A 26,391-nucleotide genomic window follows, 5' to 3' on the forward strand; every position below is an offset into this window, starting at 1 on the left:
TCACCGCAGCTTCAGCGTGGCGAGGCCGACAAGAGCCAGCACGACGGAAATGATCCAGAAGCGGATCACCACCTGCGGTTCCTTCCAGCCCAGCTGCTCGAAATGGTGATGGATCGGCGCCATCTTGAAGACGCGCTTGCCGGTGAGCTTGAACGACGTCACCTGAATGATGACGGAGACGATCTCGAGCACGAAGAGGCCGCCGACGATGGCGAGCACGATCTCGTGCTTCGTTGCGACGGCGACGGTGCCGAGAAGACCGCCGAGCGCCAGCGAACCGGTATCGCCCATGAAGATCTGCGCAGGCGGCGCGTTGAACCACAAAAAGCCGAGGCCAGCGCCGATGAGCGCGCCGCAGACGACGGCAAGCTCACCCGTGCCGGGAACGAAATGGATCTGCAGATAATTGGCGAAAACCGCGTTACCGGCGAGATAGGCGATGAAGCCGAAGGTGCCTGCCGCAATCATCACCGGCACGATGGCAAGCCCGTCGAGGCCATCAGTGATGTTCACCGCATTGCCCGCGCCAACGATGACGAAGCCAGCGAAAGCGATGAAGAACCAGCCGAGGTTGAACAGCAATTCCTTGGAGAACGGCAGGGCGAGCTTGTTCGCAAGGCCCGGCGTCGAGATATACGCAATCGCGATGCAGGCGGCGGCTGCGATCAGCGCCTCGATGGCAAGGCGCGACTTGCCGGAAAAGCCCTTGTGCGATTGCTTCGTCACCTTGAGATAATCGTCGTAGAAGCCAATGGCACCGAAGCCGACGGTGACGAAGAGAACAACCCACACATAAGCGTTCGTCAGGTTGGCCCAGAGTAGAGTGCTGACAAGCACGCCAGCGAGGATCATGAGACCGCCCATCGTCGGCGTGCCGCGCTTGGTCAGAAGGTGCGATTGCGGACCGTCCTCGCGGATCGGCTGCCCCTTCCCTTGCTTCAGGCGCAGCATCGAGATCATCGCGGGGCCGAAGAGAAAGACGAAAAGCAACGCCGTCGCCGTCGCGCCGCCGGTGCGGAACGTGATGTAGCGGAAAATATTGAGCGGGCTGAAATAGGGGCTGAGTTCAGCCAGGAAGGGCAACATCGACAACTATCCTTTGTGCGCCTGCGCGGTTTCGCGCGGGCCAAAACGTTCCTTGAGCGCCTTGACGACCAAGGCCATCTGCATGCTGAGCGAACCCTTGACCGTCACCGCATCGCCCGGGCGAATGGCGGCGCAGACGGCATCGACCAGTTCCGAAGACTTTTCGACTTGCGCCGCGATCAGCGCCTTCGGCAAGGCATCCGTGAGATTTTTCATCAGCGGCCCGGCCGCGAAGACGAGATCGACGCGATTCGCGTCCACCGCTTCGACAAGCCCCTTGTGCAGATCGGGACCGCTGACGCCAAGTTCTTTCATGTCGCCGAGAACGGCGATGCGCCGCCCGCCCTTACCCATCTCGACCGTGCCGAGATTAGAAAGCGCCGCACGCATGGAGGCCGGGTTGGCGTTGTAGCTCTCATCGATCAGAAGCACCTCGCCCCCTGCAACATTGAGGAGCGTGCGCTCACCGCGTCCGACGGGGGGCTTGAGGTCCGCAAAGGCCTGCGCCGCGAGCGTAACGTCCACTCCAAGCGCGTGGCAGGCCGCGAGCACGCTCAACGAGTTGAGAGCAATGTGCCGCCCCGCCGTGCCGACGCGGTAGGTCATGGGACGCCCGAAAATTTTCACATCGACGATGGAGCCGTCGGGCTTCGCTATGATGCGCTCGGCGCGGATATCCGCCGCCTCATGCTCGCCGAACGACACGACGCGTCCGGCAGCCGAAGCCAGCGCATGTGCGCGCAGGCGCTCGAAATACGGCGTATCGCGATTGATGACCGCCGTGCCGCCTGATTCCAGGCCGGAGAAGATTTCGCCCTTCGCATCGGCGATGCCCCAGAGCGAGGGAAAGAATTCGATGTGAACCGGCTCAATGGTGGTGACCACCGCCACATGCGGGCGCACCATCGCAGTGAGCGGCAGGATCTCGCCCGTATGATTCATGCCGATTTCGAACACGCCGTAAGCGACATCGCGCGGCATGCGCGCCAAGGTGAGCGGCACGCCCCAATGGTTGTTATAGGAAGCGACGGAGGCATGCGTCTCACCCTGACGCGAAAGCGCAAGGCGCATCGCCTCCTTCGTCCCGGTCTTGCCGACGGAGCCCGTGATGGCGACGATCTTCGCATGGCTGCGAAAGCGTGCCGCGCGCCCTAGCTGGCGCATGGCCTCCAAAACGTAGGGAACGACAATGAGCCGGTCCTGCGCCTTGAACTCCGCCGCGCGGTCAGCCGCGACTACAGCCGCCGCCGCGCCCTTTTCGATGGCGGCGTCCACGAAGCTGTGCCCGTCATGAACGTCGCCCTTGATGGCGAAGTAGATGTCGCCGGAATTAAGCGTGCGTGTGTCGATGGATGCGCCAGTCGCCAGCGTAAAGCCCGCGCCAATGCGCGCACCCGTCGCTGCCTGCACCTCGTCCGCTGTCCAAAGGGGCGCGCTCATCCCTGCCTCTCCACAATCGCCGCGCGAACCTCATCCTGGTCCGAGAACGGCAGGGTCTGGTTACCGATGATCTGGCCCGTTTCATGGCCTTTTCCGGCAACGACGAGAACATCGCCCTTTTTCAACCCCCTCACCGCCTCGCGAATGGCCGACGCGCGGTCGCCGATCTCACGGGCACCTTGAGCAGCTTGCATGATTTCAGCGCGGATCGCGGCGGGATCCTCCGAGCGAGGATTATCGTCCGTGACGATCACGACATCCGCCTTCTCGACGGCGATGCGCCCCATGACCGGACGCTTGCCGCGATCGCGATCACCACCACAGCCGAAGACACAGACGAGACGGCCCGTCGCGAAAGGCCGCAGCGCATCGAGCACATGCGCCAGTGCATCCGGCTTGTGGGCGTAATCGACGACGCAAAGCGCGCCATCGACTTCCCCGACCCGTTCGAGACGCCCGGGAACGCCTTTCAGGGAGGGCAGGCCTTCAAGAATAGCGCGAACCGGAACATCGCCCTCGACCGCATGGACAAGCCCTGCCGCGAGAAGCGCGTTTTCGATCTGGAATTCTCCTGCGAGCGGGAAATCGATCTCGCTGATTTTTCCCGCAACGCTGATGAACAGCTCTTGCGAGAAGCCCTGTGCTCGCGCTTCGGCAAGGCGGATCGTGGATCCCCTGCGCCCGGTCGTGAGTGTCTTCAACCCTCTGCGACGAATGCCTTCGAGGAACACATCCGCATAGGGCCCGTCCGCATTGACGACCGCTGGTGCGTCGGCAGGCAGAAGCGTGTCGAACAGGCGCAACTTCGCAGCGGCATAGGCCTCCGTCGTGGCGTGATAATCGAGGTGATCGCGTCCCAGATTGGTGAAGCCGCCCGCAGAAAGACGAACGCCGTCGAGGCGCTTCTGGTCGATGCCGTGCGAGGACGCCTCCATCGCCAGATGCGTAATACCCTCGCCCGCGAGACGGTCGAGCGTCTCATGCAAGGTGATGGGATCCGGCGTCGTGAGAGATCCGTAGGCCGCTCCATCCGAGGTGATGACGCCAAGCGTTCCGAGGCTCGCCGACTTGTGCCCGAGATGCGCGAAGAGCTGGCGCGCGAAATCCGCGACGGAGCTTTTTCCGCTCGTGCCGGTGACAGCGACGATCTTTTCCGGCTGGCGCGGATAGAAACGCGCAGCGGTGAGCGCGAGCGCACGATGCACGTCGGCGACTTGCACATAGGCGACATGGTTCGGCAGATCGGCGGGGCGCGCGGCCTCGCCCATGATGGCGACAGCGCCAGCGGCGACGGCCTGTGGCACGAAGCTCATGCCATCGACCTTCGTGCCGGGCACCGCAACGAACAACGTGCCGGGCTTAACTTTACGGCTGTCCGCAACAAGGGTTGTGATTGGGGTATCCGCCCCTTGCGTGCCGCATGCTTCGGGAACCAGATCGCCTAATGTCCTTGGTGCAACCATCAGCGAATTCCCCAGGCATTCAGCCGCGACATCAATGGGAACGGCTGTTGCGGCGGCTCGAAGCGCGGCACCACGCCGAGAAGCGGCGCCAAGCGCTCGATGACATTGCCCGTGACAGGACCCGCGTTCCAGCCGGCCGTCGAGAATCCATAGGTTCCTTCAACGGCTCTTGGCTCGTCCATGATCGTCAGGAAAATGTATTTCGGCTTGTCTGCGGGGAGAACGGCCGTGAACGTCGTCAGGTTCTTGTCCTTGGAATAGCGCCCGCGCACGACCTTCTCGGCAGTGCCCGTCTTGCCGCCGACAAAATAACCCGCCACCGCGATGCTCGAGGCAGAACCTGCGGGGTTGGTGGCGTTGAGACGCATGACATAACGCATCGCCTCGCTCGTCTCAGGCTTGATGACCTGCACGGCGTCCTGATGCGCCGCCGCCTCGTCGCGCTTGAGGAAGGTTGGCGTAATCAGCGCGCCGCCATTCACCAGCGCGCCGACGGCCATCGCAGCCTGCAAAGGCGCGACGGCCATGCCGTGTCCGTAGGCGATGGTCACCGTGTTCAACTCGCCCCAACGGGACGGCACGAGAGGCTCGGCGCTCTCCGGCAACTCGGTCCTCAGGCGGGTCAATTGGCCCATCTTGCGCAGGAAGGCCTTATGGCCTTCCACGCCGATGCCAAGCGCCATGCGCGCCGTGCCGATGTTGGAGGAGTGAATGAAGACTTCCGGAACCGTCAAAACCCGATGCGTTGCGTGATAGTCGCCAATGGTGAACTTGCCGTAGCGCAGCCCCGAACGCGCATCGAGCGACGAATTGATGGTGAACTTGCCGGAGTCGAGCGCCATCGCGGTCGTGAGAGCCTTGAAGGTCGAACCCATCTCGAACACGCCGACATTCATGCGGTTGATGCGGTCCTTCTCCAGCGCGTCGACCGGATTGTTCGGATCGAAATCGGGAAGCGAAACAAGGGCGATGATCTCGCCGGTGTTCACGTCCAGGATCGCGCCGGCAACGGCCTTCGCCTTGAACTTCGCCATTCCCTTTTCAAGCTCGTCGCGCAGCGCGTGCTGCGCGCGCAGGTCGAGGGAAAGCTGAACGGGCTTGAGGTCCGTCGAAGCGATGTTGAAGCCCGCGCCATTGAGATCCTGCAGGCCCTGGCTGTCGATGTACTTTTCCATGCCGGCGATGCCGACATTGTCGATATTCGCAAAGCCGAGAACATGCGCGGCGGCATTGCCGTTCGGATAAACGCGCTTGTTCTCCGGCAGGAAGCCGACGCCTGGAATGCCAAGGCGATGCACTTCCGCCTGCTGCTTGGGCGTGATTTCGCGCTTGATCCAGACGAAGCCCTTCTTCGTGCCGAGCTTGTCGCGCAATTCGCGCGCATTGAGATCCGGTAGAACGGCGGTGAGAAGTTCAACCGCCTCATCCTTGTCGATGATGTTGCGCGGCTCGGCGAAGACCGACATGGTCTTCACGTCCGTCGCCAGCACTTCACCATTGCGGTCGACGATGTCGGGCCGCGCGGCGGAGATTTCCGAGGCGGCGGAAAAACGCACGCTGTTCGTGGGCTCGCTTGTCATCGCCAGATAGACGAGCCGTCCTCCGATGGTCCCGAAAAGGCAGGTAAAGCAGAAAGCCACGAGCCCGACGCGCGCGGTGCTCTTGTCGACGCGCAGGCGGAACAGCTCGCGGACGTGAGACAACAATCCGCCCTTCGGGGCTTTTTTGTTCGCGGGCGTGATGTCTGACTCTGGAAGCACGGGCATCACCGTTTCGGGGTTTGCGTCGTCGGCGTCCGCGCCTCGGCGGACTTGTCTTTGGGCGTCGAGGTCGGCTCAAGAATGCCGAGGGCTTCGAGCTTGCGCCCGATCTCATCATCCCGCACCTGGCGGTTGGGAAGATCGGACAGGCGAGCCAGTTGTTGAATGGCCATCGGCTGAAGGTCGAGGTGACGGTCCGCCGCAGCCTGAAGCCGGTCCGGCTTGTTGAGCAGCTGCCACTCGGCCTTGAGAACCGCAATCGCGTCCCGCTCGCGCTGTGACTGCGCTTTCAGCTTGGCCACCTGCTCGGTGTAGTAGAGCGTTTCGTACTTGATCGAATAGGCATAGACCGCCGAGGCAATCAGCGCCGTGATCGCAACCATGTGCAGAAAACGGATCATCGACGCCCTCCCCGCTTGTCGGCGGTGCGCGGCAGCTCGGACAGCATCGTGAGCGCGCTCAACGGTTCCTGAGCCGGCTCCCCGGTGCGGATGCCGGCGCGCAGTTTCGCCGAACGTGCACGCGGGTTGCGCGCCGTTTCAGCCTCCGTCGGCATCACCGCGCCTCGTGTCGCCGCCTCGAAAGTCGGGCGGGCCTGCTGCGTCATAGGCAGATGGCGCGAGCCGGTGCTGAGACGGCCCGTCCGCGCTGCGAAGAATTGCTTCACGATGCGGTCTTCAAGCGAGTGGAATGTCACGACGACAAGTCGCCCGCCCGGCTTGAGAATGCGTTCCGCCGCATGAAGGGCGCGCACGAGCTCGCCCAGTTCGTCGTTCACGGCAATGCGCAGCGCCTGGAAGACCCGCGTCGCGGGATGAGCGCCGCCGGGTTCCTGCCAGATCAGCGTCGCCACGAGGTCGGCAAGCTGCTTCGTGGTTTCGAACGGGGCCTTGCGGCGCGCTTCGATGATGGCGCGCGCCACCGCGCGAGCACGGCGTTCTTCGCCGTAGTGATAGAAAATATCCGCCAGCTCCGCCTCAGGCGCTTCGTTGACGAGATCGGCGGCGCTTTGACCAGCACGCTCCATGCGCATGTCGAGCGGGCCTTCGTTGCGGAACGAGAAGCCGCGGTCGGCCTCATCGAGCTGCATCGAGGAAACGCCGATATCGAGAACGACGCCGTCAACATCGGAAAGCCCCTGCGCCTTCACGATGTCATCGAGATCACCGAAGCGGCCATGCACGAGATCGATCCGCCGCTTCATCTTCTCGACGAGCGTTTGGCCCGCAGTAATGGCGTTGGGATCGCGGTCGATGGCGATGACACGGTTGTGGGGATTGGCGTCGAGAATGGCGCGCGTGTAGCCGCCTGCACCAAAGGTGCCATCGACAAAAGTGCCGCCGCTCTTGGCTTCAAGAGCTGCGCAGACTTCCCCCAGGAGCACGGGAACGTGACGGGATGGTCCGCCAGCGGCTCCGGCCGGGCCGTCGCCGCGTTCCGTCATTGCCCCCGCCCTCCTGGTGGGATGTCCTGCATCATACGAGGCTCCAACATTCGAGTTCCCAAGACCTTCTTCAGATCCCGCACCTTCGCGCGCGCCTCCTCCAAGTGCGCACGAAAACGCTCCGGCTCCCAAATCTGGAACTTGTGTCCGAGACCGACAAACACAACCGTATCGGCAATCCCGGCATGAACTTTTACTGACTCGGTGAGGATGACGCGCCCCTCCGGATCGACCTTCAGGATCTCGCTCGTGCCGAACAACGCCGTCGAGAGCTGATCCCGCTCGTCCGAATAAGGCGACAGAGTCGACAAGAACGCATCGATCTCGTTCAGAAGCACGTTGCCCCCTGCGTCCAGCGCCGTCGCGTCCAGCGACGGGTGCACGTAGAGCCCCTCGAACCCGTCCCGCGCCAGAACCGCGCGAAACGTCGACGGGATCGAGACCCGCCCCTTCGAGTCCAAGCGATTGGTGAAGTTGGACACGAAGCGGTTCATGGGCCGCCCGATTGCTCCTGAATGTCAGCCCTCCGACGGATTCCTCAAATCCGCCGCATCCCCTCGCCGGTCCTTGCGCCTCCTGATGAGCCGACAATCCAAGGCCTTGGCCTCCGATCGCCGCCTCGCGAAGCACCATCGACGGGATGATTTGGGATAACATGGGATAATATGGGCGTCAACGGAAATGGACTGTTTTGACGGACCTTCGCCCGCCTCCGCCATGAAAAGCGGTTACGGTTAATGAATCGTAAGCGCAGCAAAGATTTAACCATGCCGAGGGCGCGGTTTCGGTGGATTGTGCATGAAGAAAAAAGTGTCAGCCGGCCTATAAGCCGGGTTCTGTATGGCCCAGGGCCTTACCCCTGAACGTGGCGGCCATTCTTCTGGGACGGCCGTTGCCGACCGCCTCTAGCAACCAACCCGGACGACCGGCCTGGAAATAGGCCTGGCTGACGCCTGTCGTCCCTATTCGGTTTTGCTCCTGGTGGGGTTTGCCGTGCCGTTCGCATTACTGCGCCCGCGGTGCGCTCTTACCGCACCCTTTCACCCTTACCCCACAACCCGAAAGCCGTGGGGCGGTCTGCTCTCTGTGGCACTTTCCCTAGGGTCGCCCCCGCCGGACGTTATCCGGCACCGTATTTCCATGGAGCCCGGACTTTCCTCCCCGAGCGAACTCGGAGCGGCCGCCCAGCCGGCTGACACGCTCGATGTGGTGCAGGAGAGGGTCCGGCGTCAAGGCCGCTTGGAGGCTGATCGTGACTCTTTGAAGCAAAATCAGCCTCCAAATTCCTTTATTGCCGCATGATCCCGGCGAACAACCGGGTTGTTCTGATCATGCGCTAGCGGGAAGCGGCGAGAATGGCCTTCACCTTGGTGCAGTATTTCTGCGATGCGCCGGTCATGGTTTCGGCCCGGTGACCGAACTGGTAGCGCAGGATCGTGCCGCAAGTGTCGCCATTGGCGAGGCGATAGGCCATCGCGAGATATTTCAACCCATAGCGAAGGTTGGTCTCGGCGTCGTGCAAGCCGGAGGCCGGCCCGTCATAGCCCAGAGACCGCGCCGTCAGGGCATTGATCTGAGTGAGCCCGATATTGCCACCGTTGCGCGCGGCGGGATTGTAACGGCTTTCCAGCCGCACGACGGCATCCGCCAGGGCGAAGGGAAGCTTGTGCTCGGAGGCATAGCGCTGGATCAGCGGCCGCACGGCATTGGCCCTTTGCGCATCGAGCACGGCGCCCTTCGGCAGCTTCGCCGCCTCGGTTCCATCGGCCTCGGCGGCAATCTTGTGCGCCGTGTTGGTGTTGGAGGTCTGCTCCACGTCCTTGTAGGCGGGCTTTGCACCTTTCGCGGTCTTCTCGGAGGAAGCCTGCGGCTCCTTCGCGGCGGCGCTGTCCTGCTCTTCGTCCGTCTCCTCACCAGCCTTCTTGGCCTTGGTCGTGGCCACTTGTTTGGTGGGTTTTGCGGGCGTGGCAGGCTTCTCTTCCGCAACCTCTTCGGCGACGGGAGCCTGATTCGCCTCCTGAAATTCCGACGGGGAGACGAGGCTCGATCCATCGCCCCCTTCAGCCCTTGCCTGCGTTGCCAGGATAACGGCAATCGCGCCAAGGCAAGCGACCACCGCCGCTCTTAGTAGATGCTGCAAAGTCAAACGAAATCCTTAAGATCGAAGATCACCGAAACGTGTTCGGTGATCGGACATTGAGGCGAAGATGTGGCATGCATAGCCACGATGTTGTTCGGATCAGCCGAACCGCCCCTTCTGCGAAAAAGCCAAAGTAAAGCCTGGCTGGGGGCTTCTTTCACATTTGCGGGACATTTTTCAAGAGTTTTCTACCTCTGAATGCCCAAGGTGGAACTGTTGCACGCTTCCAAGAGTTGGCGTGAGCGTAAGGTCAAGCTATGGAGAGCGAGGCGCTTTGCCGCTCACCGAACACAGGGACGCTTCCATGAAAAAGATCATCACGATTTTCGCTGCCGGCATGCTCACGCTCTCCGTGACCGCCTGCAACACCCCCACCGACCGGGCCCTCGGCGGAGCGGCGATCGGCGGCCTCGCGGGCGCGGCAATCGGCGGTGCGGCAACCGGACGCGGCAGCGGCGCTCTGGCCGGCGCGGCCATCGGTGCTGCGGGCGGCGCCATCGTCGGCGCGGCAACCGCACCGCAGAACCGCTGCCCCTATGGCACTTATCAGGACGTCTACGGCAACCTGTACTGCCGTTGATCGCACCTCAATCATGGAATTTCAGGGCCGGGAGCAATCTCGGCCCTTTTCTTTGCCCCCCGGTTGCGCTTACCACTGAAGCACGATGATGAATTCGATTTGGGGGAAGCTCGGAGGCGCGGGCATCGGCCTGGCGCTTGGTGGGCCTATCGGAGCCTTGCTGGGCGGTGTCGCCGGGCATGTGCTCATCGACCGTGAAGGCGCGCTTTTCGGTCCGCCGCCGCGCGACCTGATTTTCACGACCGGGCTTGTCGCGCTTGCCGCCAAGATGGCAAAGTCGGACGGCATCGTGGTGGACCGTGAGGTGCAGGCGTTCGAGCAAGTCATCGACGTGCCCCAAGCCGAGCGGGAACGGGTGAGACGCCTATTCAATCTCGCCAAGACGACTACTGACGGCTTTGAAGCCTATGCCCGCCAGATCGCCGACGCCTTCAAGGATGAGCCACATCTGCTGGAGGACGTTCTCGACGGCCTCTTTCACATCGCCAAGGCCGATGGCGCGGTGCATGAAGCGGAATATGCCTACGTCAGGGACGTGGCCACGATCTTCGGCTTCAGCGACATTGCGTTCGACCGCATCACCGCGCGCCATGTGCGCCGCGCCGATGATCCTTACCTTATTCTCAAAGCCGACCGGGACATGACGGACGAGGCGCTCAAGCGCCACTACCGCAAGCTCGTCGTCGAGAACCACCCGGACCGGGAAATCGCGCGCGGCTTGCCGCCGGAAGCGGTGAAGATCGCCACCGAGCGCCTCGCCACGATCAACGCCGCGTGGGAACGCATCGCGACGGAACGAAACATCAGGTGATTTGAATGCACGGCCCCCTTACTCCCGAAAGTCCGATTGCCGCGAAGGTTTTTCCTTCGCCCAATCACGGAGAGAGAAAGGATGGCCGCCGCCCGGACATGGTGATCCTGCACTACACGGGAATGCCGAGCGAAACGGAAGCCTTGCAGTGGCTGTGCAACCCCGTCTCGCAGGTTTCCGCGCATTACTTCGTGTTCGAGGATGGGCGCGTGCTGCAGCTGGTGCCGGAATCCCGACGCGCGTGGCACGCAGGACTCTCCTCCTGGAATGGCGAGAGCGACATCAACTCGTCCTCCATCGGCATCGAGATCGCCAATGCCGGCCACCCCGGCGGCTCGCCACCGTTTCCCGATGCGCAGATCGACAGCGTGATCACGCTCATCAAGGACATCACAAACCGCTGGCGCATTCCCGCAGATCGCGTGCTCGCCCACTCCGATGTCGCGCCGGGGCGCAAGGTCGATCCGGGCGAGGTGTTTCCGTGGGAAAAACTGCACGAGGCCGGTGTCGGCCATTGGGTAAAGCCCGCACCAATTCAGGACGGACGCTTCTTCTCGCGAGGCGACGGCGGAATGCCGGTCGAGGCCTTGCAGGCGATGCTCGCCATGTATGGCTACGGCATCAAGATCACCGGCACCTTCGACGAGGAGACGGAGAAGGTCGTCGCCGCGTTCCAGCGCCATTTCCGGCCGGAGCGCGTCGATGGTGTCGCCGATGCCTCGACGATCACCACCTTGCGTGACCTCATCGCCAAGCGGCCCACCCCGAAGAGCGCTTGAGCCGCCCTACTCCGCCGCGATCATCGCATAGGATGCCGGATCGTAGTTGAGGATCGGCGAGAGCCAGCGCTCCACCTCAGCAACGCTCATGTTCTTGCGCCGCGCGTAATCCTCAACCTGGTCGCGCTCGACCTTCGCGACGCCGAAGTAGTAGGAATCCGGATGAGCGATGTAGAGACCTGACACGGACGAACCCGGCCACATGGCGTAGGACTCGGTGAGCGTCACATCGATCTTCTTCTGCGCATCGAGCAGACGGAAGAGCGTTCCCTTTTCCGTGTGATCAGGCTGCGCCGGATAGCCGGGCGCGGGGCGGATGCCGGGATATTCTTCCTTGATGAGCTGCTCGTTGGTGAGAGCCTCATCGGGTGCATAGCCCCAGAATTCCTTGCGCACGCGCTCGTGCATCCGTTCCGCGAAAGCTTCCGCGATACGGTCGGCGAGCGCCTTCACGAGGATCGAGCGGTAATCGTCGTTGGCACGCTCGAACCTCTCCGCGATGCGCACCTCCTCGATGCCCGCGGTGACGACGAAACCGCCGACATAATCCGCGATGCCGCTATCAAGCGGCGCGACGAAATCCGACAGGCACATGTTGGGCCGCCCGTCGCGCTTTGAGAGCTGCTGACGCAGACCGTAGAACGTCGCAAGTTCCTCGGCCCGGCTCTCGCCCGTGAAGAGGCGGATATCGTCGCCGACGGCGTTGGCGGGCCAGAAGCCGATGACGGCCTTCGGATTAAACCAGCGCTCGTCCACGAGGCGCTTGAGCATCTCCTGCGCATCCTCATAAAGCTGGCGCGCGGCCTCGCCCTGCTTCTCGTCCTCGAGGATGTTCGGGAAGCGTCCCTTCAATTCCCATGTCTGGAAGAACGGCGTCCAGTCGATATAGGGGATCAACTCGCCCACATCGTAGCTACGGAACACCCGCGCGCCGGTGAAGCTCGGCTTCGCTGAGCGATAGGACGGCCAGTCAACCTTCATGGCGTTGGCGCGCGCCTTTTCCAGCGGCAGACGCTGCTTGTCGGCCTCCGAACGCGCATGCGCCTCCGCGACCTTGCCGTATTCAGCGCGCAGCGTCTCCACATAGCCGGCCTTCGCTTCCGGTGAGAGAAGCGAGGACACGACGCCGACTGCGCGGCTTGCATCCGTCACATAGACCGACTGGCCCTTGTTGTAGTTCGGGTGAATTTTCACCGCCGTGTGAACGCGGCTCGTGGTCGCGCCGCCGATCAGGAGCGGGATGTCGAAACCCTCGCGCTCCATCTCGCTCGCCACATGCACCATCTCATCGAGCGAGGGCGTAATGAGGCCGGAGAGGCCGATGATATCCACCTTCTCCTTGCGCGCCGTCTCCAGAATCTTCTGGGCAGACACCATCACGCCGAGGTCGATGACCTCGTAATTGTTGCACGCGAGAACGACGCCGACGATGTTCTTGCCGATGTCGTGCACATCGCCCTTGACGGTCGCCATCAGCACCTTGCCCGCGGCAGAGCGCGCGGATTCGCCGGAGGCTTCCTTCTCCTCTTCCATGAACGGCATGAGGTAGGCCACGGCCTGCTTCATCACGCGGGCGGATTTCACCACCTGCGGCAGGAACATCTTGCCCGCGCCAAACAGATCGCCGACGACATTCATGCCCGCCATCAGCGGGCCCTCGATCACATGCAGCGGACGCTCGGCGGCAAGGCGCGCCTCTTCCGTGTCCGGATCGATGAATTCGGTTATACCGTTGACGAGCGCATGTTCGAGGCGCTTCGCGACAGGCCAGGAGCGCCATTCGAGATCGACGACCTTCACCGCGCCAGAACCATCCCCCTTGAAACGCGGCGCAGCTTCCAGAAGCCGCTCGGTCGCATCGTCGCGCCGGTTGAGAACAACGTCCTCGCAGAGCTCGCGCAGCTCCGGATCGATCTGCTCATAGACCGCGAGCTGACCCGCGTTCACGATGCCCATGTCCATGCCGACCTTGATGGCATGATACAGGAACACGGAGTGCATGGCCTCGCGCACGGGCTCGTTGCCGCGGAAGGAGAACGAAAGGTTCGACACGCCGCCCGAAATATGCGCGTGCGGCAGCGTCTCGCGGATGATGCGGGTCGCCTCGATGAAGGCGACGCCGTAGCCATTGTGTTCCTCGATGCCGGTGGCAACGGCGAACACGTTCGGATCGAAGATGATGTCTTCCGGCGGGAAGCCCATTTCTTCCGTCAGGATCTTGTAAGCGCGGGTACAGATTTCGACCTTGCGCTCCAGCGTGTCGGCCTGCCCCTTTTCATCGAACGCCATGACGACGACCGCCGCACCGTAGGAGCGGCAGATCTTCGCGTGTTCGATGAAGGATTCGATACCTTCCTTCATCGAGATCGAGTTTACGATGGCCTTGCCCTGAATGCACTTCAGGCCAGCCTCGATGACGTGGAACTTGGAGGAATCCACCATCACCGGCACGCGCGCGATATCCGGCTCGGCAGCGACGAGATTGAGGAATTCCACCATTGCCTTCTCGGAATCGAGAAGGCCCTCGTCCATGTTCACGTCGATGACCTGCGCCCCGGCGGCCACCTGCTCGCGCGCGACATCGAGCGCCGCCGCATAATCGCCGTTGGTGATGAGCTTGCGGAACTTCGCTGAGCCCGTGACGTTCGTGCGCTCGCCCACGTTCACGAAGGGAATTTCGGAGGTCAGAACGAAGGGCTCGAGGCCCGACAGGCGCATGAGCGGCTTGAGGGTCGGCAGCGTACGCGGCGTCTTGCCCGCGACAGCCTGCGCAATGGCGCGGATGTGATCAGGCGTCGTTCCGCAACAGCCGCCGACGACATTGACGAGACCGGAATCCGCAAATTCCGCGATCATCTTCGCGGTGGCTTCCGGGCTCTCGTCATAAAGGCCGAACTCGTTGGGCAGGCCCGCATTCGGATAGGCGCAGACGAAGGTCTCGGCGACTTTTCCGATCTCCTGGATGTGCGCGCGCATCTCGCGCGCACCGAGCGCGCAGTTGAGGCCGATGGAGAACGGCTCCGCATGGCGCACCGAATGCCAGAAGGCCGTCGGTGTCTGGCCGGAGAGCGTGCGGCCGGAGAGATCCGTGATCGTTCCCGAGATCATGATCGGGAGCTTCACGCCCTTCTCTTCAAACACCAGCTGCGTCGCGACGATGGCGGCCTTGGCGTTGAGCGTGTCGAAAATCGTTTCGATGAGGATGATGTCCGCGCCGCCATCGACGAGGCCCCTCACCTGCTCGGCATAAGCATCGCGAACCTGATCGAAGGTCACGGCGCGGTAGCCCGGATTGTTCACATCCGGCGAAATCGAGAGCGTGCGGTTCGTCGGGCCGACGGCGCCCGCCACAAAACGGCGGCGCCCGTCTTCCTTCTCGGCGATCACCGCCGCTTCGCGGGCGATACGCGAGCCTTCGAAATTCAGTTCGTAGACGATCTCCTCCATGCCGTAATCGGCTTGCGCAATGGAGGTGCCGGAGAAAGTGTTCGTCTCCACGATGTCCGCGCCCGCGCGGAAGTAGTCGAGATGCACGTTGCGCACGGCATCGGGCTGGGTGAGGATCAACAGGTCGTTGTTGCCCTTGACGTCCTGTCCCCAGTCCTTGAAACGCTCGCCACGAAAGTCGGCTTCCGAAAAGCGCGAGCGCTGCAACTCCGTTCCCATCGCGCCGTCGAGCACGAGGATGCGCTTGGACGCGGCTTCGCGAAGCGCCTTCAGGACTTCGGCGCCATCGGCGGGACGGGGTGTGAGATCAGCCATCGTTTTTTCTTTCGGCGCGTTTGTGTGCAGTCTCAGGCCGCCACCTTGTCGCCCTGCTCGCGCAGGCCGAGAAGATGGCAGATCGCATAAACCAGGTCGGCCCGGTTCATGGTGTAGAAGTGAAATTCGTTGACGCCGCGATCCACGAGATCGAGTACCTGCTCGGCGGCAACGGCAGCCGCGACGAGCTTTCGCGTCTCGACATCGTTGTCGAGCCCCTCGAAGCGAGCGGCGAGCCATGCGGGAACGCTCGCGCCCGTCTTCGCGGCGAAATTCGCGGTCTGCTTGAAGTTCTGAACGGGAACGATGCCGGGAATGATCGGAATGTTGATCCCGCGCGCGCGGACACGGTCGAGATAACGGAAGTAGAGATCGTTATCGAAAAAGAACTGGGTGATGGCACGGTCGGCGCCCGCATCCACCTTCATCTTCAACGCGTCGATATCGGCATCGAGAGAAGCGGCCTCAGGATGCTTCTCCGGATAGGCGGAAACGGACACCTCGAAATCGCCAATGGCCTTGATGCCGGCAACGAGATCGCTCGTCTGCTCGTAACCGCCCGGATGCGGAGAATAAGCCGTGCCGATGCCGCCGACGGGATCGCCGCGCAAAGCCACGATGTGGCGAACACCCGCGTCCCAATAGGAGCGCACGACACCATTCACCTCATCGCGCGTTGCCGCGACACAGGTGAGATGCGCGGCGGGCTTCAACTGCGTCTCCTTCACGATGCGCGAGACGGTCGCGTGCGTGCGCTCGCGGGTCGAGCCGCCGGCACCGTAGGTGACGGAAACGAAATGAGGGCTGAGCGGAGCGAGCCGCTCCACCGAAGCCCAGAGAGTCGTTTCCATTTCCGGCGTCTTCGGCGGGAAGAACTCGAAGGAAACCTTGATCGGAGTGCCTTGACGGCTGGCGCGAAGGTTCAAGGGCGACATCAGGCAACCTCTTTGTTGGTTTCGGCCAGGGGCCAATCGGAAACGATACGTCTGTCCTGCCCAATCCAAAGAGAGACAGTGAGTTGATCTTCGCCCTTCTTCGGCGGGGCGATGTTCTTGGTCAGAGCACAATCGAGGCCGGCTTCTTCCAGCCAGGCGGTCATCTGCTCCGGCGCGAAGCCGAGACGGCGATGGGCCTGCGCCTCACGCAGAAACTCGAGGTTATGCGGTGCGAAATCGACGATGAGGATGCGCCCGCCGGGAGCGAGCAGGCGCGCCGCCTCGCGAAGGGCGCGCGCGGGATCGTCGAGATAGTGCAGAACCTGATGAACGACGACGAGGTCGAACGTGTCGCGCGGGAAAGGCGGCGCATAGATATCGCCCTGCCGCAATTCGATACGCGTGAGCCCCGCCTTCTCCAGATTGGCGCGAGCGACGGAGAGCATCGCATGGCTGGCATCCAGCCCGACGACACGCGAGGCGCGCGGCGCGAGGAGCTGCAACATGCGCCCCGTGCCCGTGCCGAGATCGAGCAGGTTGCGGACCGGCTTTTGCCCCAACGCGTCCACCACGGCAGCTTCCACCACGGCTTCTGGCGCATGAAGGGTACGCAGGCGGTCCCATTCCGGCGCGAGGCGGGAGAAGAAGGCGAGAGCCGCCTGGGCCCGCTGGCCGCGAACGGCGGCAAGACGAGTCTGGTCGTCGAGCAGTTGCGGGTCAGAGCGATCCAGCCCCTCCAGCATCGGCCGCAGGATCCGCATCGCCGCGCTGCGGTCAGTCAGGCGGAAGAAGGCCCACGCTCCCTCGCGATGTCGCTCCACGAGGCCCGCCTCGACCAAAAGCTTGAGATGCCGGGAAATGCGCGGCTGGGATTGCCCTAAAATGTCCGTGAGATCGGAGACCGACAGCTCCCCCTCGATGAGCAGGGCAAGGATGCGCAGACGCGTTTCCTCAGCGGCAGCCCGCAGGATGCTCAGGGTCAAGTCAAGGGATGGGGCAGCTTTCTCGGCCATCGCAAAGCATGATCTCACATATAAAGATATATTTATATCTATTTTGACGTGAGGGCAAGCGCGGCCGCTCGGGTAATTTCCAGGGAACTCTTGCGCGGCGGACAGGATCCCCAAGCCGAGCCTTGTCGTCAGGCTGAGAAATACTCGTCCCACATGAGATTTCGGAACAGCAGCCCGGGATCGTAGTGGCGTTTCCGGTCGATGAATTGGCCCTGACGGGGATAGGCTGCCTCTACTTGATCGCGCCGGGCATGCAGCCGGTAGGGAAGATAAAAACTTCCACCAAGTCCGATCGCGAGGTCGATCAAGGCCTCGGTCATATGCATCATGTCCGCTTCCGCTTCGGGAAATATTTCCTGAGAAAAGGACATGACGGCGGCAATGCGTGCCGCCGGAGCGAAGGCCAGCGTGCTGGTTTCATCCTTTCCGACATAACGGAGGGTTACGTTCATGAACTCCTGTCGCGAGCGCAGAATGATGCCCCGGCAGCCCTCCACGAACGCAGCAAAGGCGTGAGGAGGCACGAAGTACTCGTGAAGAATGTCAGTGCGTCGAGAATCTGAACTCCTCAAGTTGGAAACAGGTTCGTTCATCAGGGAGTTTCGTGTCACCGAACCTGAGGAGATCGTCGGTCCCACGACGGTTTCGGCGAACCACCGGAATTTCTTGAACCGTTCGCTCCCCGTCTGCGCGCGGTAGATATCGCGCGATATAGCGGACATGGTACCGCCCGATTGCGCAGGTGGTAGGCTGCCGTCGGGTTGCTGCGGGCGATAAGTCACGAGAAGCGCCTGCTGTAGAAACTCTTCTTTCGCAACGGACAATCGGCCATAGGCCATCGACACTTCACCGCTCTGTGCGGCCTCAATGAAGTGCTGCGCGAAATCCGCAATCGACAGTTCTTTGAAAGTCGGCTTGAGAAGCCGATTGGCGACCATCTCGACATCAAGATCCAGGATGACGCCAAACAGGCCGTAACCGCCCATGACGAGACCGAAAAGATCGCTGTTTTCGCTGCGGGAACAGGTCAGGATGGTTCCGCCGGAAAGCATTATGCGAAAAGAGCGTACGGTGGAGCCGAACGGGCCGTAAGGCACCGGCCAACCGTGCGCGTTGACCGAGAACGTGCTCGCCACGCCAAAATCGTTGTTGGACTGCATAACCGCGGGAGAGAACCCGAGCGGATCGAGAGCGGCGATCACATCCTTCCAGCGCGCACCCGCGTGAACCCGATAAATACCCTCGGCAGGCTCGGGCCGGCAGACAGGCGTAGCAAGCGTGACCGCCGTCCCGTTGCGGGGGATGCTTTGTCCTCCCATAGAGTGCCGTTCGCCTGCAACGCAGAAAGGCCGCTTGGCGGCAGCGGCCTCCTTCAACTCTCGGCGCAAGCGAGAAATGAAATCTGCTTGCGTATCCTCGGTAACGGTCCAATGCCGGAATACCGGTGTGGGATTCAGGCGGCTGGCGTCGTTCAGGATCTGGCGAGGCTGCGCGCGAGCCGCATTTGGAAGCGCCAGCGCAACCGCCGTGGCGGCTGCGCCTTTGAGACAGGTCCGGCGAGAAGTGCTTGGCATGGCTTAGGCTCGTCGTCGGAATGGCACGGCCTACCGGAACGGCGGCTCGTCGAAGCTTCGCAGCTTGCGCGAATGGAGGGACGAGCGTTGATCGCGCATGATGTCGATGGCGCCGATGCCGATCATCAGGTGCTCGCTCACCGCGCGCTCGTAGAAGGCATTGGCGGCTCCGGGCAGCTTGATCTCACCATGTAGCGGCTTGTCGGACACGCAGAGCAGTGTGCCGTAAGGAACGCGCAGGCGATAGCCCTGGGCGGCGATGGTACCGCTTTCCATATCCACCGCGATGGCGCGCGACAGGTTGATCTGACGCCGCTCCTGGCTCCAGCGCAGTTCCCAATTCCGGTCGTCGTAAGTCACCACCGTGCCGGTGCGCAGGCGGCGCTTCAGCGCCTCGCCCCGCTCGCCCGTGACCTGGGCAGCCGCTTCCTGCATCGCCACCTGTACTTCGGCGAGGGCCGGGATCGGAATTTCCGGCGGCACCATGTCGTCGAGAATACGGTCGCGGCGCAGATAGCCGTGGGCGAGCACGTAATCGCCGATGGTCTGCGACTGACGCAAGCCCCCGCAATGGCCGACCATGAGCCAGCAATGCGGCCGCGTGACCGCCAGATGGTCCGTGATGTTCTTCGCGTTCGAAGGCCCGACGCCGATATTGACCAGCGTCACCCCCTGCCCATCCTTCCGGACGAGATGGTAGGCCGGCATCTGGAACCGGTGCCAGGGCGAAGAGCCGATCAACTCGGCCACGGCCGCCTCATCGAGCCCGCGCTCGATGGCGATGCCGCCGGGAAGCACGAGCCTCTGAAAGGGGCTGTCATCCTTGCCCAGAACGCCGACCGCCCAGCGGATGAATTGGTCCACGTAGCGGTGATAGTTGGTGAGCAGGATCCACGGCTGGATCGAGCGCCAGTCGGTGCCGGTGTAATGCACGAGGCGTCGCAGCGAGTAATCGACCCGCGCCGCGTCGAACAGCGACAGGGGGCGTGGCTCCCCGTCCCGGAAGATCCAGGTACCGTCGGCTATCTCGTCCCCGACCTTCGCCAGAAGCGGCGTCGGGAAATGCTGGGCAAGCTCGGCAGCGGAATGCGCGCCGCGCCCCAGCTCGTCCCCGCGCTCGAAAACATAAGGATAGGGAATTTCCTGATCGCTGACGCCAACCTCCAAGGCCGCGTCATAATCACGGGTCAGGTAGTTGAGCTGCTCCAGCAGGTAGCCCTTGAAGAAAGCGGGCTGGGTGACCGTCGTCGCATAGACGCCGGGGCCCTGGAACTTGGCGAAGGCGCGTTGCTTGACCGGCGGCACCGCCGTGGAGCGATGAAGGACTCTCAACTCCGGATAGCGGAACCGGGCGCGTTCGGAAGGGGTGGGGGCGACGCCTGTGGCGAAAAAGGTCTCTAGGGAATGGCGCTGCGCTTCGATGGCAGCGTCGTAGAGAGCAATGAGCCGTTCAACGGCTTCTTCAGGGGTCGATACGGTCTGGAAGTTCGAAATTCTGTCAGCGGACACGTTCATCTCTTGGCACTTGTTCAGTGCCTCAAGGGTCATACACGTTTTGTTGCAACAATCCAACTCCCCGATCACGGCCACGATCCCGCCCGCGCTTTCCTGAACGGAAATATCCGCGCCTACCCCTCCCATATCCGTACGCACCCAGCCGGGATGCATGACGGTGACGGGGATGCCCTCCCCTTCGAGATCGGTTGCCAGCCCCTGCATGACCTTGTTCACAGCCGCCTTCGAAGCGCGGTAAGCGATGCGGTCGGATTTGGCGTAAGCGAGCGAGCCCATGCGACTGGAGATCGTGACGATCTTCGCGTCCTTCGAGCGCCTCAAGAGCGGCAGGAAGGCTTGCGCGACCCGCAAGGGTGCAAGCGTGTTGACTTGAAGTGTCTCGAGAAAACCCTCGAAGTCCATGTCGAGGGTCGATTGGCGGTCCGGCCCGATGACGCCTGCATTGTTGATGAGAACGTCGATGGGTTCGTCCACCGATGCGGCCGCCGCCGCGACGGATGCCCCGTCGCGAACATCCACGGTCAAAACCCGGAAGCGGCCTGCCTTCTCGGCATTCTCGAACTCCGCTGGCAGGCTTCTGCGATCTCGCACGGTGCCGATCACCTTGTCACCACGGGCAAGCAGGACGCGGGCCAGTTCCAGACCGATGCCGCGTCCGATACCCGTGATGAGAAAGGTGTTCATGCCAGCCTCTAGATGAATTGCCGCATGACCCGGCGAATAACCGGTGAGATCATGCTCTAGCGCGAGAACTTCTTGTACTTGATGCGGTGCGGAATGGTGGAATCCACGCCGAGGCGACGCTTCTTGTCCTCCTCGTAGTCCGCGAAGTTGCCCTCGAACCACTCCACATGGCTGTCACCCTCGAAGGCAAGGATGTGCGTGGCGATGCGGTCGAGGAACCAGCGGTCGTGGCTGATGATGACCGCGCAGCCCGCGTAATCCTCCAACGCCTCTTCGAGAGCGCGCAGGGTATCAACGTCGAGATCGTTGGTCGGTTCGTCAAGGAGAAGGACGTTTGAACCCGACTTCAAGATCTTGGCGAGGTGCACGCGGTTACGCTCACCACCCGAGAGCACGCCGACCTTCTTCTGCTGGTCCGCACCCTTGAAGTTGAACGCGCCGCAATAGGCGCGGGCGTTGATCTCGCGCTTGCCGAGATAAAGCACCTCGTTGCCGCCGGAGATTTCCTCGTACAGCGTCTTGCTGTCATCCAGCGTGTCGCGGCTCTGGTCAACATAGCCGAGCTTGACGCTCTCACCGATGGAGATCGTGCCCTCGTCCGGCTTGTCCTGACCGGTAATCATGCGGAACAACGTCGTCTTACCGGCACCGTTCGGGCCGATGATGCCGACGATGCCGCCCGGCGGCAGCTTGAACGACAACCCATCGATGAGGAGCTTGTCTCCGAAGGCCTTCTTCAGACCGTCGAACTCGATGACGTTGTTGCCGAGACGTTCGGCGATCGGAATGACGATCTGCGCGGTGGTGGGAGCCTTCTCGCTCGCCTTGGCAACAAGTTCCTCATAGCGCTGGATACGCGCCTTGGACTTCGCCTGACGGGCCTTCGGCGAGGCGGACACCCATTCGCGCTCGCGCTCGATGGTGCGTTTATGCGCCTCATCCTCGCGGCCTTCCTGCTCCAGACGCTTCTGCTTCTGCTCCAGCCACGAGGAATAGTTGCCCTCGTAAGGGATGCCGCGGCCACGGTCGAGTTCGAGAATCCAGCCCGTCACGTTGTCGAGGAAGTAGCGGTCGTGGGTCACGATCAGGATCGCGCCCGGATAGGTGCGCAGATGGCCTTCGAGCCAGGCGGTCGTCTCGGCGTCGAGGTGGTTGGTCGGTTCGTCGAGGAGGAGCAGTTCGGGCTGTTCCAAAAGCAGCTTGCAGAGCGCCACGCGACGGCGCTCACCACCCGAAAGCTTCTCCACGCCCCAATCGTCCGGCGGGCAGCGCAGGGCATCCATCGCCTGATCGACCTTGGAATCGAGATCCCACAGGCCCTTCGCCTCGATCTCGTCCTGAAGGCGGGTCATCTCCTCCGCCGTCTCGTCCGAGTAGTTCATGGCGAGTTCGTTGTAGCGGTCGAGGATCGCCCGCTGCGGCGCGACGCCTTCCAGCACGTTCTCGCGCACGGTCTTCGACGGATCGAGCTGCGGCTCCTGCGGCAGGTAGCCGACGCGCGCGCCCTCCGCGACCCAGCCCTCGCCCGCCCAATCGGTGTCGATGCCGGCCATGATGCGCAGGAGGGTCGACTTACCGGCGCCGTTGACGCCGAGAACGCCGATCTTCGCATCCGGATAGAAGGACAGGTGAATATTGTCCAAAACCTTCTTCCCGCTGGAATAGGTCTTGGTGAGGCCACGCATGTGGTAGATGAACTGACGGGACACGGGCAAAGTCCTGCTAAATGGCGAAAGAAGTTGCGCGTCAGTTAGCAGGGGCGGCCCGGACCGGCAAGGCGGTCAGGCAAAAGGTCTGGGGCTGTAGGCCTGTCATTCCGGGGCGAACCCGGAATCCAGAGCTGCCGCGCGGCCCTGGAATGACATAGGGCGGCCTCAGGCCCCGGCTCCCACAATCTCCGGAAATGCTTCCTCGGCGGCGAGGACCGTCGTCATCTGCACCTCATGCCCGAACTGGAACGGCTTGCCGTAGATCGTCTCGTCCGGGAATTCGGTGATGAGCGTCAGAGGCGTCAGATGCCTATCCGCCGGCGAGATGAGGCACGGGATGTGATTGATGATTTCATAGGGCGTACCGCCGGAATGGATCGAGCAGATCTCGATCTGGCGACGGTTGAACTCCGGCAGACCGGGAATGGCCGAGAGCCGTTGCGTTACACGCTCCACCAGCGCGCGCGCCTTTTCAGCCCATTCCGGATGATGGCGCACGATGATGAAGAAGCCTTTCGGGATTGTCCATAATTCGAACCCGCGCGGCAGATAGCCGGTCAGTGGGCGCGTCCACTCGTGAGCCGGGTAACCGTGGAGATTGACGTGAAGCTTCGCGCCGGACATTTCCAACGCCTGCATCCGCGCGCCCTTTTCATAGAACGGCGTGCCATGGTCATATTCCACATCGCTGCCGAGTGAGGTGTAGCGCGCAGCGTGGTGCATGTGGCGGGGATTGGCTTCGCACAGGCGGCCGTGAAGGGCGTATCCGTCCGGGTTCTCGACCGGAATGTAGGCGATGTTCGTCGCAGGATCGGCCAGGAGCCTGCGAACAGCGCGCAACGCGCCGACGACGCCCGTTGTCTCGTTGGGATGCTGCCCGCCGCTCACCAGAACGGCGGGGCGCGAACCTGCGCGATAGATGCCGCGAACGGGACGTCCCTCGCGCGACTGTCCTTCGAAAGTCCTGCCCGGAAGCGCAGCCAGTTCACGATGCATCTGCGCGAGACCAGGCGCGCGGTCGGCAACTTCGATTTCGACCTCAGTGCGGAAAGGATCCTGCGGCAGCACGGCGAAGGGGCGCAGCGAAAGGCGAACCAGCGCATCGCCCTCGCCTGCACGGATATCGGGTACGATCTGCCCGGGCTGTACGCCACGATCCTCGGGAGGCCGCCTGCTGAGACGCTTGAAGAACTCGATGAGCGAGAAATAGAAATCCTCGTGCAGCGCCTCGCGCGTGCTCATGACCTCATCGCCATAAGGAAGCTCCCGCTCGATGCCGGGGATCACGACATCGATGGCGATGGTTTCGGCGAAGGGCTCCTTGTCGGGCCAGCGATGCGCGGCGATGGCGCTCATGACCCTATCGAAGACCGTCTCGAATTCGGTGACAAGCGTTTCGTCCCGCCCTTCCCCCGAAACCTTGATCCAGCCCGTCGGCGTCAGATCGGTTTCGCCAATGTGATTTTCGCGCAGGCGGTTCGGCGCGAAGACGGAATGCTCCGCAACCCGTCCGTCACTATAGTCGACGCGAACGCGATAGGTCAGGTCCGCCTCGCCCCCCTCGAAGTGGGTTTCTAGCCCATCGAGCAACGCCGCGAGTGGATACGCCTCGGAGAGAAAGCGCAGCGGCAAGGCTTCCGGATGAACCGGATAGCGCACATGCACCCGCACAGCGCCGGCCAGGTCGATCTCTTCCAGAAAGGCATGAAGCAACGGCTTGTAGGCGCTGCGCAGCGTAGCGGTGACGCCCGCCGCCGCGAGCGCGACTTCCGCCTCGCGGCGCGCCTTCTCATCCTCGAACAGCCAAGCCTCGATGCGCGCTCCGCGATGCGTTCCATCGCCCCATTCACGCAAGAGAACGTCAAGCGTCCTGGGAACGCGCGCATCGAGCAAAACGGTCATCGCGAGGTTTGTCCTGTCGGGTCGAGATAATCGCGCAGCCAATCTCCGAGGAGATTGAGGCCGAGCACGGTGAACATGATGGCGAGCCCTGGAAACACACTGACCCACCACGCCGTCTGCAGATAAGTCCGCCCATCCGCCAGCATGCCGCCCCAGCTCGGAATCAGCGGATCAACGCCGAGCCCGATGAAGGTCAGGCTGCTTTCAAGGAGGATGTTCGTGCCGACGTTCAACGTCATGAGGATGACGATGGGGCCGAGCACATTCGGGAGAATATGCGTGAGGATAATACGGCCATTGCCGACACCGATGGCCCGCGCGGATTGCACGAACTCCCGCTCGCGCAGCGCCAGCACGGAGCCACGCACGACGCGGGCATATTGCACCCATTGCGCGATGATCATGAAGAAGATCACCTTGTCGACACCGGTGCCGAGGACCGCGATGAACATGATCGCGACGAGGATGAACGGAAGCGCGAGCTGGATATCGGCAAAGCGCATCAGCAGAATCTCGGCGATGCCGCGATAGTACCCCGCGATCAGACCGATGAACGTGCCGAGGGTGACCGCGCCAAGAACCGACAAAACACCGACCATCAGCGAAATCTTGCCGCCGACGACGACACGCGCGAGAACGTCGCGGCCCAACGGGTCCGTGCCGAGAAGATGCGCCGGGCTCTGAAGCGGCGGGAGAAGGCGCGCCATGAGGTCCATGCTCTCGCCACCATCCGGGAACAGGAACCCAGAGAACAGGACAGGCAGGACCATGATGCCGGTCAGGAAAAGACCAAGCGTCAGTTCAAGGGAGCGGAAGTGCCGCAACCGCGAGGGCGCGGCGGGAGCCATCGCCATGAGCGTCACTCCGTCCGGATGCGCGGATCGATCAGCCCATAGGCGATATCGACCACGAGGTTGATGAGAACGATGAAGAGCGCGAGCACCGTAATGGAGCCTTGCAGCACGGGATAATCGCGCGCCGAAATCGCATCGAAGGCGAGCGTGCCCATGCCGGGCCAGTTGAAAACGCGCTCAACGATGACGATGCTGCCGATGAGATTGCCGAACTGCACGCCGACATAAGTCACGAGCGGAATGGCGGAATTGCGCAGCGCGTGCTTGTAGAGCACGACCCAATCCTTGAGCCCCTTCGAGCGGGCCACCATGATATATTGCTGCGACAGGGTCTCCAGCATTGATGTGCGCACAAGCCGCACATTCGTGGCCGTGAGGATGATCGCCATCGTAAGGGCCGGCATGATGAAGCTCTTCGGCCCCTCCATGCCGCTCGGGGGAAGCCAGCCGAGCGTGATGGAGAAGAAAAGCACCATCATGATCGCGAGCCAGAAATTCGGAAACGAAAGGCCGACGAGCGACAGGATGCGGATCAGCTGATCGGGAGCCCCACCCCGCTTGACGGCGGCATAGACGCCGAGCGGAATGGAGACCGCAATGGAGGTGAGAAGCGACGCAAAGGCCAGAAGCAGCGTTGCGGGAAGCGCCTGCCCGATAAGCTTCGAGACAGACGTTCCGCCCATGAAGCTACGCCCGAAATCGCCGACGACGATACCTTGCAGGAAACTGAGATACTGCACGATGAACGGGCGCTCGAGGCCGAGCGCCTGTCGAATGTTTTTCAGGTCCTGCTCCGTCACGCTGCCGGCACCCGTCAGCATGATGGCAGGATCGCCCGACAATCTGACCGCGAACGAGACGATCAGCGTGACGGCGAGGACCACAAAGACAGCTTGCAGCAGCCGCTTGAGGATGAAGCCAGCCATTATTCGTGGTCCTG

At 62.5% G+C, this 26,391-nt stretch carries 20 protein-coding genes, 1 other RNA gene and 1 pseudogene; 3 read left to right on the forward strand and 19 right to left on the reverse strand.

The genetic code is table 11. The annotated features are described in order from the left end of the window. The 9 genes from mraY to DQW91_RS05445 form a co-directional block, all read right to left on the reverse strand. Window positions 1-1,086 carry a phospho-N-acetylmuramoyl-pentapeptide-transferase gene (mraY, locus tag DQW91_RS05405; protein WP_112662584.1) on the reverse strand — a complete coding sequence of 362 codons (1,086 nt, stop codon included), beginning with the start codon at window positions 1,084-1,086 and terminating at the stop codon, window positions 1-3. Window positions 1,087-1,092: 6 nt separating this feature from the next. Beyond that, window positions 1,093-2,526 carry a UDP-N-acetylmuramoylalanyl-D-glutamyl-2,6-diaminopimelate--D-alanyl-D-alanine ligase gene (locus DQW91_RS05410; RefSeq protein ID WP_112662585.1) on the reverse strand — a complete coding sequence of 478 codons (1,434 nt, stop codon included), beginning with the start codon at window positions 2,524-2,526 and terminating at the stop codon, window positions 1,093-1,095. Continuing rightward, window positions 2,523-3,989, reverse strand: coding sequence for a UDP-N-acetylmuramoyl-L-alanyl-D-glutamate--2,6-diaminopimelate ligase (locus DQW91_RS05415; protein WP_112662586.1), 1,467 nt, complete (start codon window positions 3,987-3,989; stop codon window positions 2,523-2,525). Before DQW91_RS05415 ends, DQW91_RS05410 begins: the two co-directional genes overlap by 4 nt. Further along, window positions 3,989-5,755, reverse strand: a complete 1,767-nt coding sequence (locus tag DQW91_RS05420; protein ID WP_112662587.1) for a peptidoglycan D,D-transpeptidase FtsI family protein — start codon at window positions 5,753-5,755, stop codon at window positions 3,989-3,991. Before DQW91_RS05420 ends, DQW91_RS05415 begins: the two co-directional genes overlap by 1 nt. After that, window positions 5,755-6,150, reverse strand: coding sequence for a cell division protein FtsL (gene ftsL, locus DQW91_RS05425; protein ID WP_112662588.1), 396 nt, complete (start codon window positions 6,148-6,150; stop codon window positions 5,755-5,757). Before ftsL ends, DQW91_RS05420 begins: the two co-directional genes overlap by 1 nt. After that, the gene (gene rsmH / locus DQW91_RS05430) at window positions 6,147-7,193 is read right to left on the reverse strand and encodes a 16S rRNA (cytosine(1402)-N(4))-methyltransferase RsmH (protein ID WP_112662589.1); all 1,047 of its coding nucleotides are present in this window, start codon (window positions 7,191-7,193) and stop codon (window positions 6,147-6,149) included. The genes ftsL and rsmH overlap by 4 nt, the downstream gene beginning before the upstream one ends. Then, window positions 7,190-7,687, reverse strand: coding sequence for a division/cell wall cluster transcriptional repressor MraZ (mraZ, locus tag DQW91_RS05435; RefSeq protein WP_112662590.1), 498 nt, complete (start codon window positions 7,685-7,687; stop codon window positions 7,190-7,192). Before mraZ ends, rsmH begins: the two co-directional genes overlap by 4 nt. A gap of 315 nt (window positions 7,688-8,002) precedes the next feature. Next, an RNA gene (gene rnpB, locus DQW91_RS05440) (RNase P RNA component class A) lies at window positions 8,003-8,389 on the reverse strand. A gap of 140 nt (window positions 8,390-8,529) precedes the next feature. After that, window positions 8,530-9,339 carry a transglycosylase SLT domain-containing protein gene (locus DQW91_RS05445; protein WP_157961347.1) on the reverse strand — a complete coding sequence of 270 codons (810 nt, stop codon included), beginning with the start codon at window positions 9,337-9,339 and terminating at the stop codon, window positions 8,530-8,532. A gap of 298 nt (window positions 9,340-9,637) precedes the next feature. On the opposite strand from DQW91_RS05445, the gene DQW91_RS05450 reads away from it, so the two are divergent. The 3 genes from DQW91_RS05450 to DQW91_RS05460 all read left to right on the forward strand — a co-directional run bounded on the left by DQW91_RS05450 (window position 9,638) and on the right by DQW91_RS05460 (window position 11,503). Next, window positions 9,638-9,913 (forward strand): glycine zipper domain-containing protein, encoded by a 276-nt coding sequence (locus DQW91_RS05450; protein ID WP_112662592.1) that lies wholly within the window; start codon window positions 9,638-9,640, stop codon window positions 9,911-9,913. Between the two features lie 85 nt (window positions 9,914-9,998). Further along, the gene (locus DQW91_RS05455; protein WP_112662593.1) at window positions 9,999-10,724 is read left to right on the forward strand and encodes a TerB family tellurite resistance protein; all 726 of its coding nucleotides are present in this window, start codon (window positions 9,999-10,001) and stop codon (window positions 10,722-10,724) included. Window positions 10,725-10,729: 5 nt separating this feature from the next. Beyond that, window positions 10,730-11,503: an N-acetylmuramoyl-L-alanine amidase gene (locus DQW91_RS05460; protein WP_112662594.1), complete on the forward strand. Its 774-nt coding sequence runs from the start codon at window positions 10,730-10,732 to the stop codon at window positions 11,501-11,503. 6 nt (window positions 11,504-11,509) lie between these two features. On the opposite strand, the gene metH is transcribed toward DQW91_RS05460, so the two are convergent. The 10 genes and pseudogenes from metH to DQW91_RS05505 form a co-directional block, all read right to left on the reverse strand. Continuing rightward, a complete protein-coding gene (gene metH, locus DQW91_RS05465; protein ID WP_112662595.1) occupies window positions 11,510-15,265 on the reverse strand; it encodes a methionine synthase in 3,756 nt (1,251 codons plus the stop codon). A gap of 32 nt (window positions 15,266-15,297) precedes the next feature. After that, complete coding sequence (gene metF, locus DQW91_RS05470; RefSeq protein WP_112662596.1) at window positions 15,298-16,200, reverse strand: methylenetetrahydrofolate reductase [NAD(P)H]; 903 nt, start codon at window positions 16,198-16,200, stop codon at window positions 15,298-15,300. Continuing rightward, on the reverse strand, window positions 16,200-17,213 hold the full coding sequence (locus DQW91_RS05475) for an ArsR/SmtB family transcription factor (protein WP_112662597.1): 1,014 nt from the start codon (window positions 17,211-17,213) through the stop codon (window positions 16,200-16,202). Before DQW91_RS05475 ends, metF begins: the two co-directional genes overlap by 1 nt. Before the next feature lie 128 nt (window positions 17,214-17,341). Further along, window positions 17,342-18,589, reverse strand: a complete 1,248-nt coding sequence (locus DQW91_RS05480; RefSeq protein WP_342633208.1) for an FAD-binding oxidoreductase — start codon at window positions 18,587-18,589, stop codon at window positions 17,342-17,344. A 228-nt stretch (window positions 18,590-18,817) separates the two neighbouring features. After that, window positions 18,818-20,302, reverse strand: a complete 1,485-nt coding sequence (locus DQW91_RS05485) for an AMP nucleosidase (RefSeq protein ID WP_245410936.1) — start codon at window positions 20,300-20,302, stop codon at window positions 18,818-18,820. A 132-nt stretch (window positions 20,303-20,434) separates the two neighbouring features. Then, window positions 20,435-20,986, reverse strand: a pseudogene (locus DQW91_RS16980) (SDR family NAD(P)-dependent oxidoreductase); the annotation flags it as partial. 56 nt (window positions 20,987-21,042) lie between these two features. Continuing rightward, window positions 21,043-22,695 carry an energy-dependent translational throttle protein EttA gene (gene ettA / locus DQW91_RS05490; RefSeq protein WP_112662600.1) on the reverse strand — a complete coding sequence of 551 codons (1,653 nt, stop codon included), beginning with the start codon at window positions 22,693-22,695 and terminating at the stop codon, window positions 21,043-21,045. Between the two features lie 165 nt (window positions 22,696-22,860). Beyond that, window positions 22,861-24,597: a M14 family zinc carboxypeptidase gene (locus DQW91_RS05495; RefSeq protein ID WP_112662601.1), complete on the reverse strand. Its 1,737-nt coding sequence runs from the start codon at window positions 24,595-24,597 to the stop codon at window positions 22,861-22,863. Continuing rightward, window positions 24,594-25,451, reverse strand: a complete 858-nt coding sequence (locus tag DQW91_RS05500) for an ABC transporter permease (RefSeq protein ID WP_112662602.1) — start codon at window positions 25,449-25,451, stop codon at window positions 24,594-24,596. The genes DQW91_RS05495 and DQW91_RS05500 overlap by 4 nt, the downstream gene beginning before the upstream one ends. A gap of 5 nt (window positions 25,452-25,456) precedes the next feature. Beyond that, window positions 25,457-26,377 (reverse strand): ABC transporter permease, encoded by a 921-nt coding sequence (locus tag DQW91_RS05505; RefSeq protein ID WP_112662603.1) that lies wholly within the window; start codon window positions 26,375-26,377, stop codon window positions 25,457-25,459. Window positions 26,378-26,391 lie beyond the last annotated feature (14 nt).

The sequence above is a fragment of the Microvirga flavescens genome, from assembly GCF_003290125.1.
GTDB lineage: Bacteria > Pseudomonadota > Alphaproteobacteria > Rhizobiales > Beijerinckiaceae > Microvirga > Microvirga flavescens.

Coding starts and splice junctions, on each gene's coding strand:
- rsmH (WP_112662589.1), bottom strand. CDS start 7,193: ATGACGGAACGCGGCGACGGCCCGGCCGGAGCCGCTGGCGGACCATCC.
- DQW91_RS05500 (WP_112662602.1), bottom strand. CDS start 25,451: ATGGCGATGGCTCCCGCCGCGCCCTCGCGGTTGCGGCACTTCCGCTCC.
- DQW91_RS05420 (WP_112662587.1), bottom strand. CDS start 5,755: ATGCCCGTGCTTCCAGAGTCAGACATCACGCCCGCGAACAAAAAAGCC.
- mraZ (WP_112662590.1), bottom strand. CDS start 7,687: ATGAACCGCTTCGTGTCCAACTTCACCAATCGCTTGGACTCGAAGGGG.
- ftsL (WP_112662588.1), bottom strand. CDS start 6,150: ATGATCCGTTTTCTGCACATGGTTGCGATCACGGCGCTGATTGCCTCG.
- DQW91_RS05415 (WP_112662586.1), bottom strand. CDS start 3,989: ATGGTTGCACCAAGGACATTAGGCGATCTGGTTCCCGAAGCATGCGGC.
- DQW91_RS05505 (WP_112662603.1), bottom strand. CDS start 26,377: ATGGCTGGCTTCATCCTCAAGCGGCTGCTGCAAGCTGTCTTTGTGGTC.
- DQW91_RS05410 (WP_112662585.1), bottom strand. CDS start 2,526: ATGAGCGCGCCCCTTTGGACAGCGGACGAGGTGCAGGCAGCGACGGGT.
- metH (WP_112662595.1), bottom strand. CDS start 15,265: ATGGCTGATCTCACACCCCGTCCCGCCGATGGCGCCGAAGTCCTGAAG.
- DQW91_RS05485 (WP_245410936.1), bottom strand. CDS start 20,302: ATGAACGTGTCCGCTGACAGAATTTCGAACTTCCAGACCGTATCGACC.
- DQW91_RS05495 (WP_112662601.1), bottom strand. CDS start 24,597: ATGACCGTTTTGCTCGATGCGCGCGTTCCCAGGACGCTTGACGTTCTC.
- DQW91_RS05450 (WP_112662592.1), top strand. CDS start 9,638: ATGAAAAAGATCATCACGATTTTCGCTGCCGGCATGCTCACGCTCTCC.
- mraY (WP_112662584.1), bottom strand. CDS start 1,086: ATGTTGCCCTTCCTGGCTGAACTCAGCCCCTATTTCAGCCCGCTCAAT.
- DQW91_RS05455 (WP_112662593.1), top strand. CDS start 9,999: ATGATGAATTCGATTTGGGGGAAGCTCGGAGGCGCGGGCATCGGCCTG.
- DQW91_RS05460 (WP_112662594.1), top strand. CDS start 10,730: ATGCACGGCCCCCTTACTCCCGAAAGTCCGATTGCCGCGAAGGTTTTT.
- DQW91_RS05475 (WP_112662597.1), bottom strand. CDS start 17,213: ATGGCCGAGAAAGCTGCCCCATCCCTTGACTTGACCCTGAGCATCCTG.
- metF (WP_112662596.1), bottom strand. CDS start 16,200: ATGTCGCCCTTGAACCTTCGCGCCAGCCGTCAAGGCACTCCGATCAAG.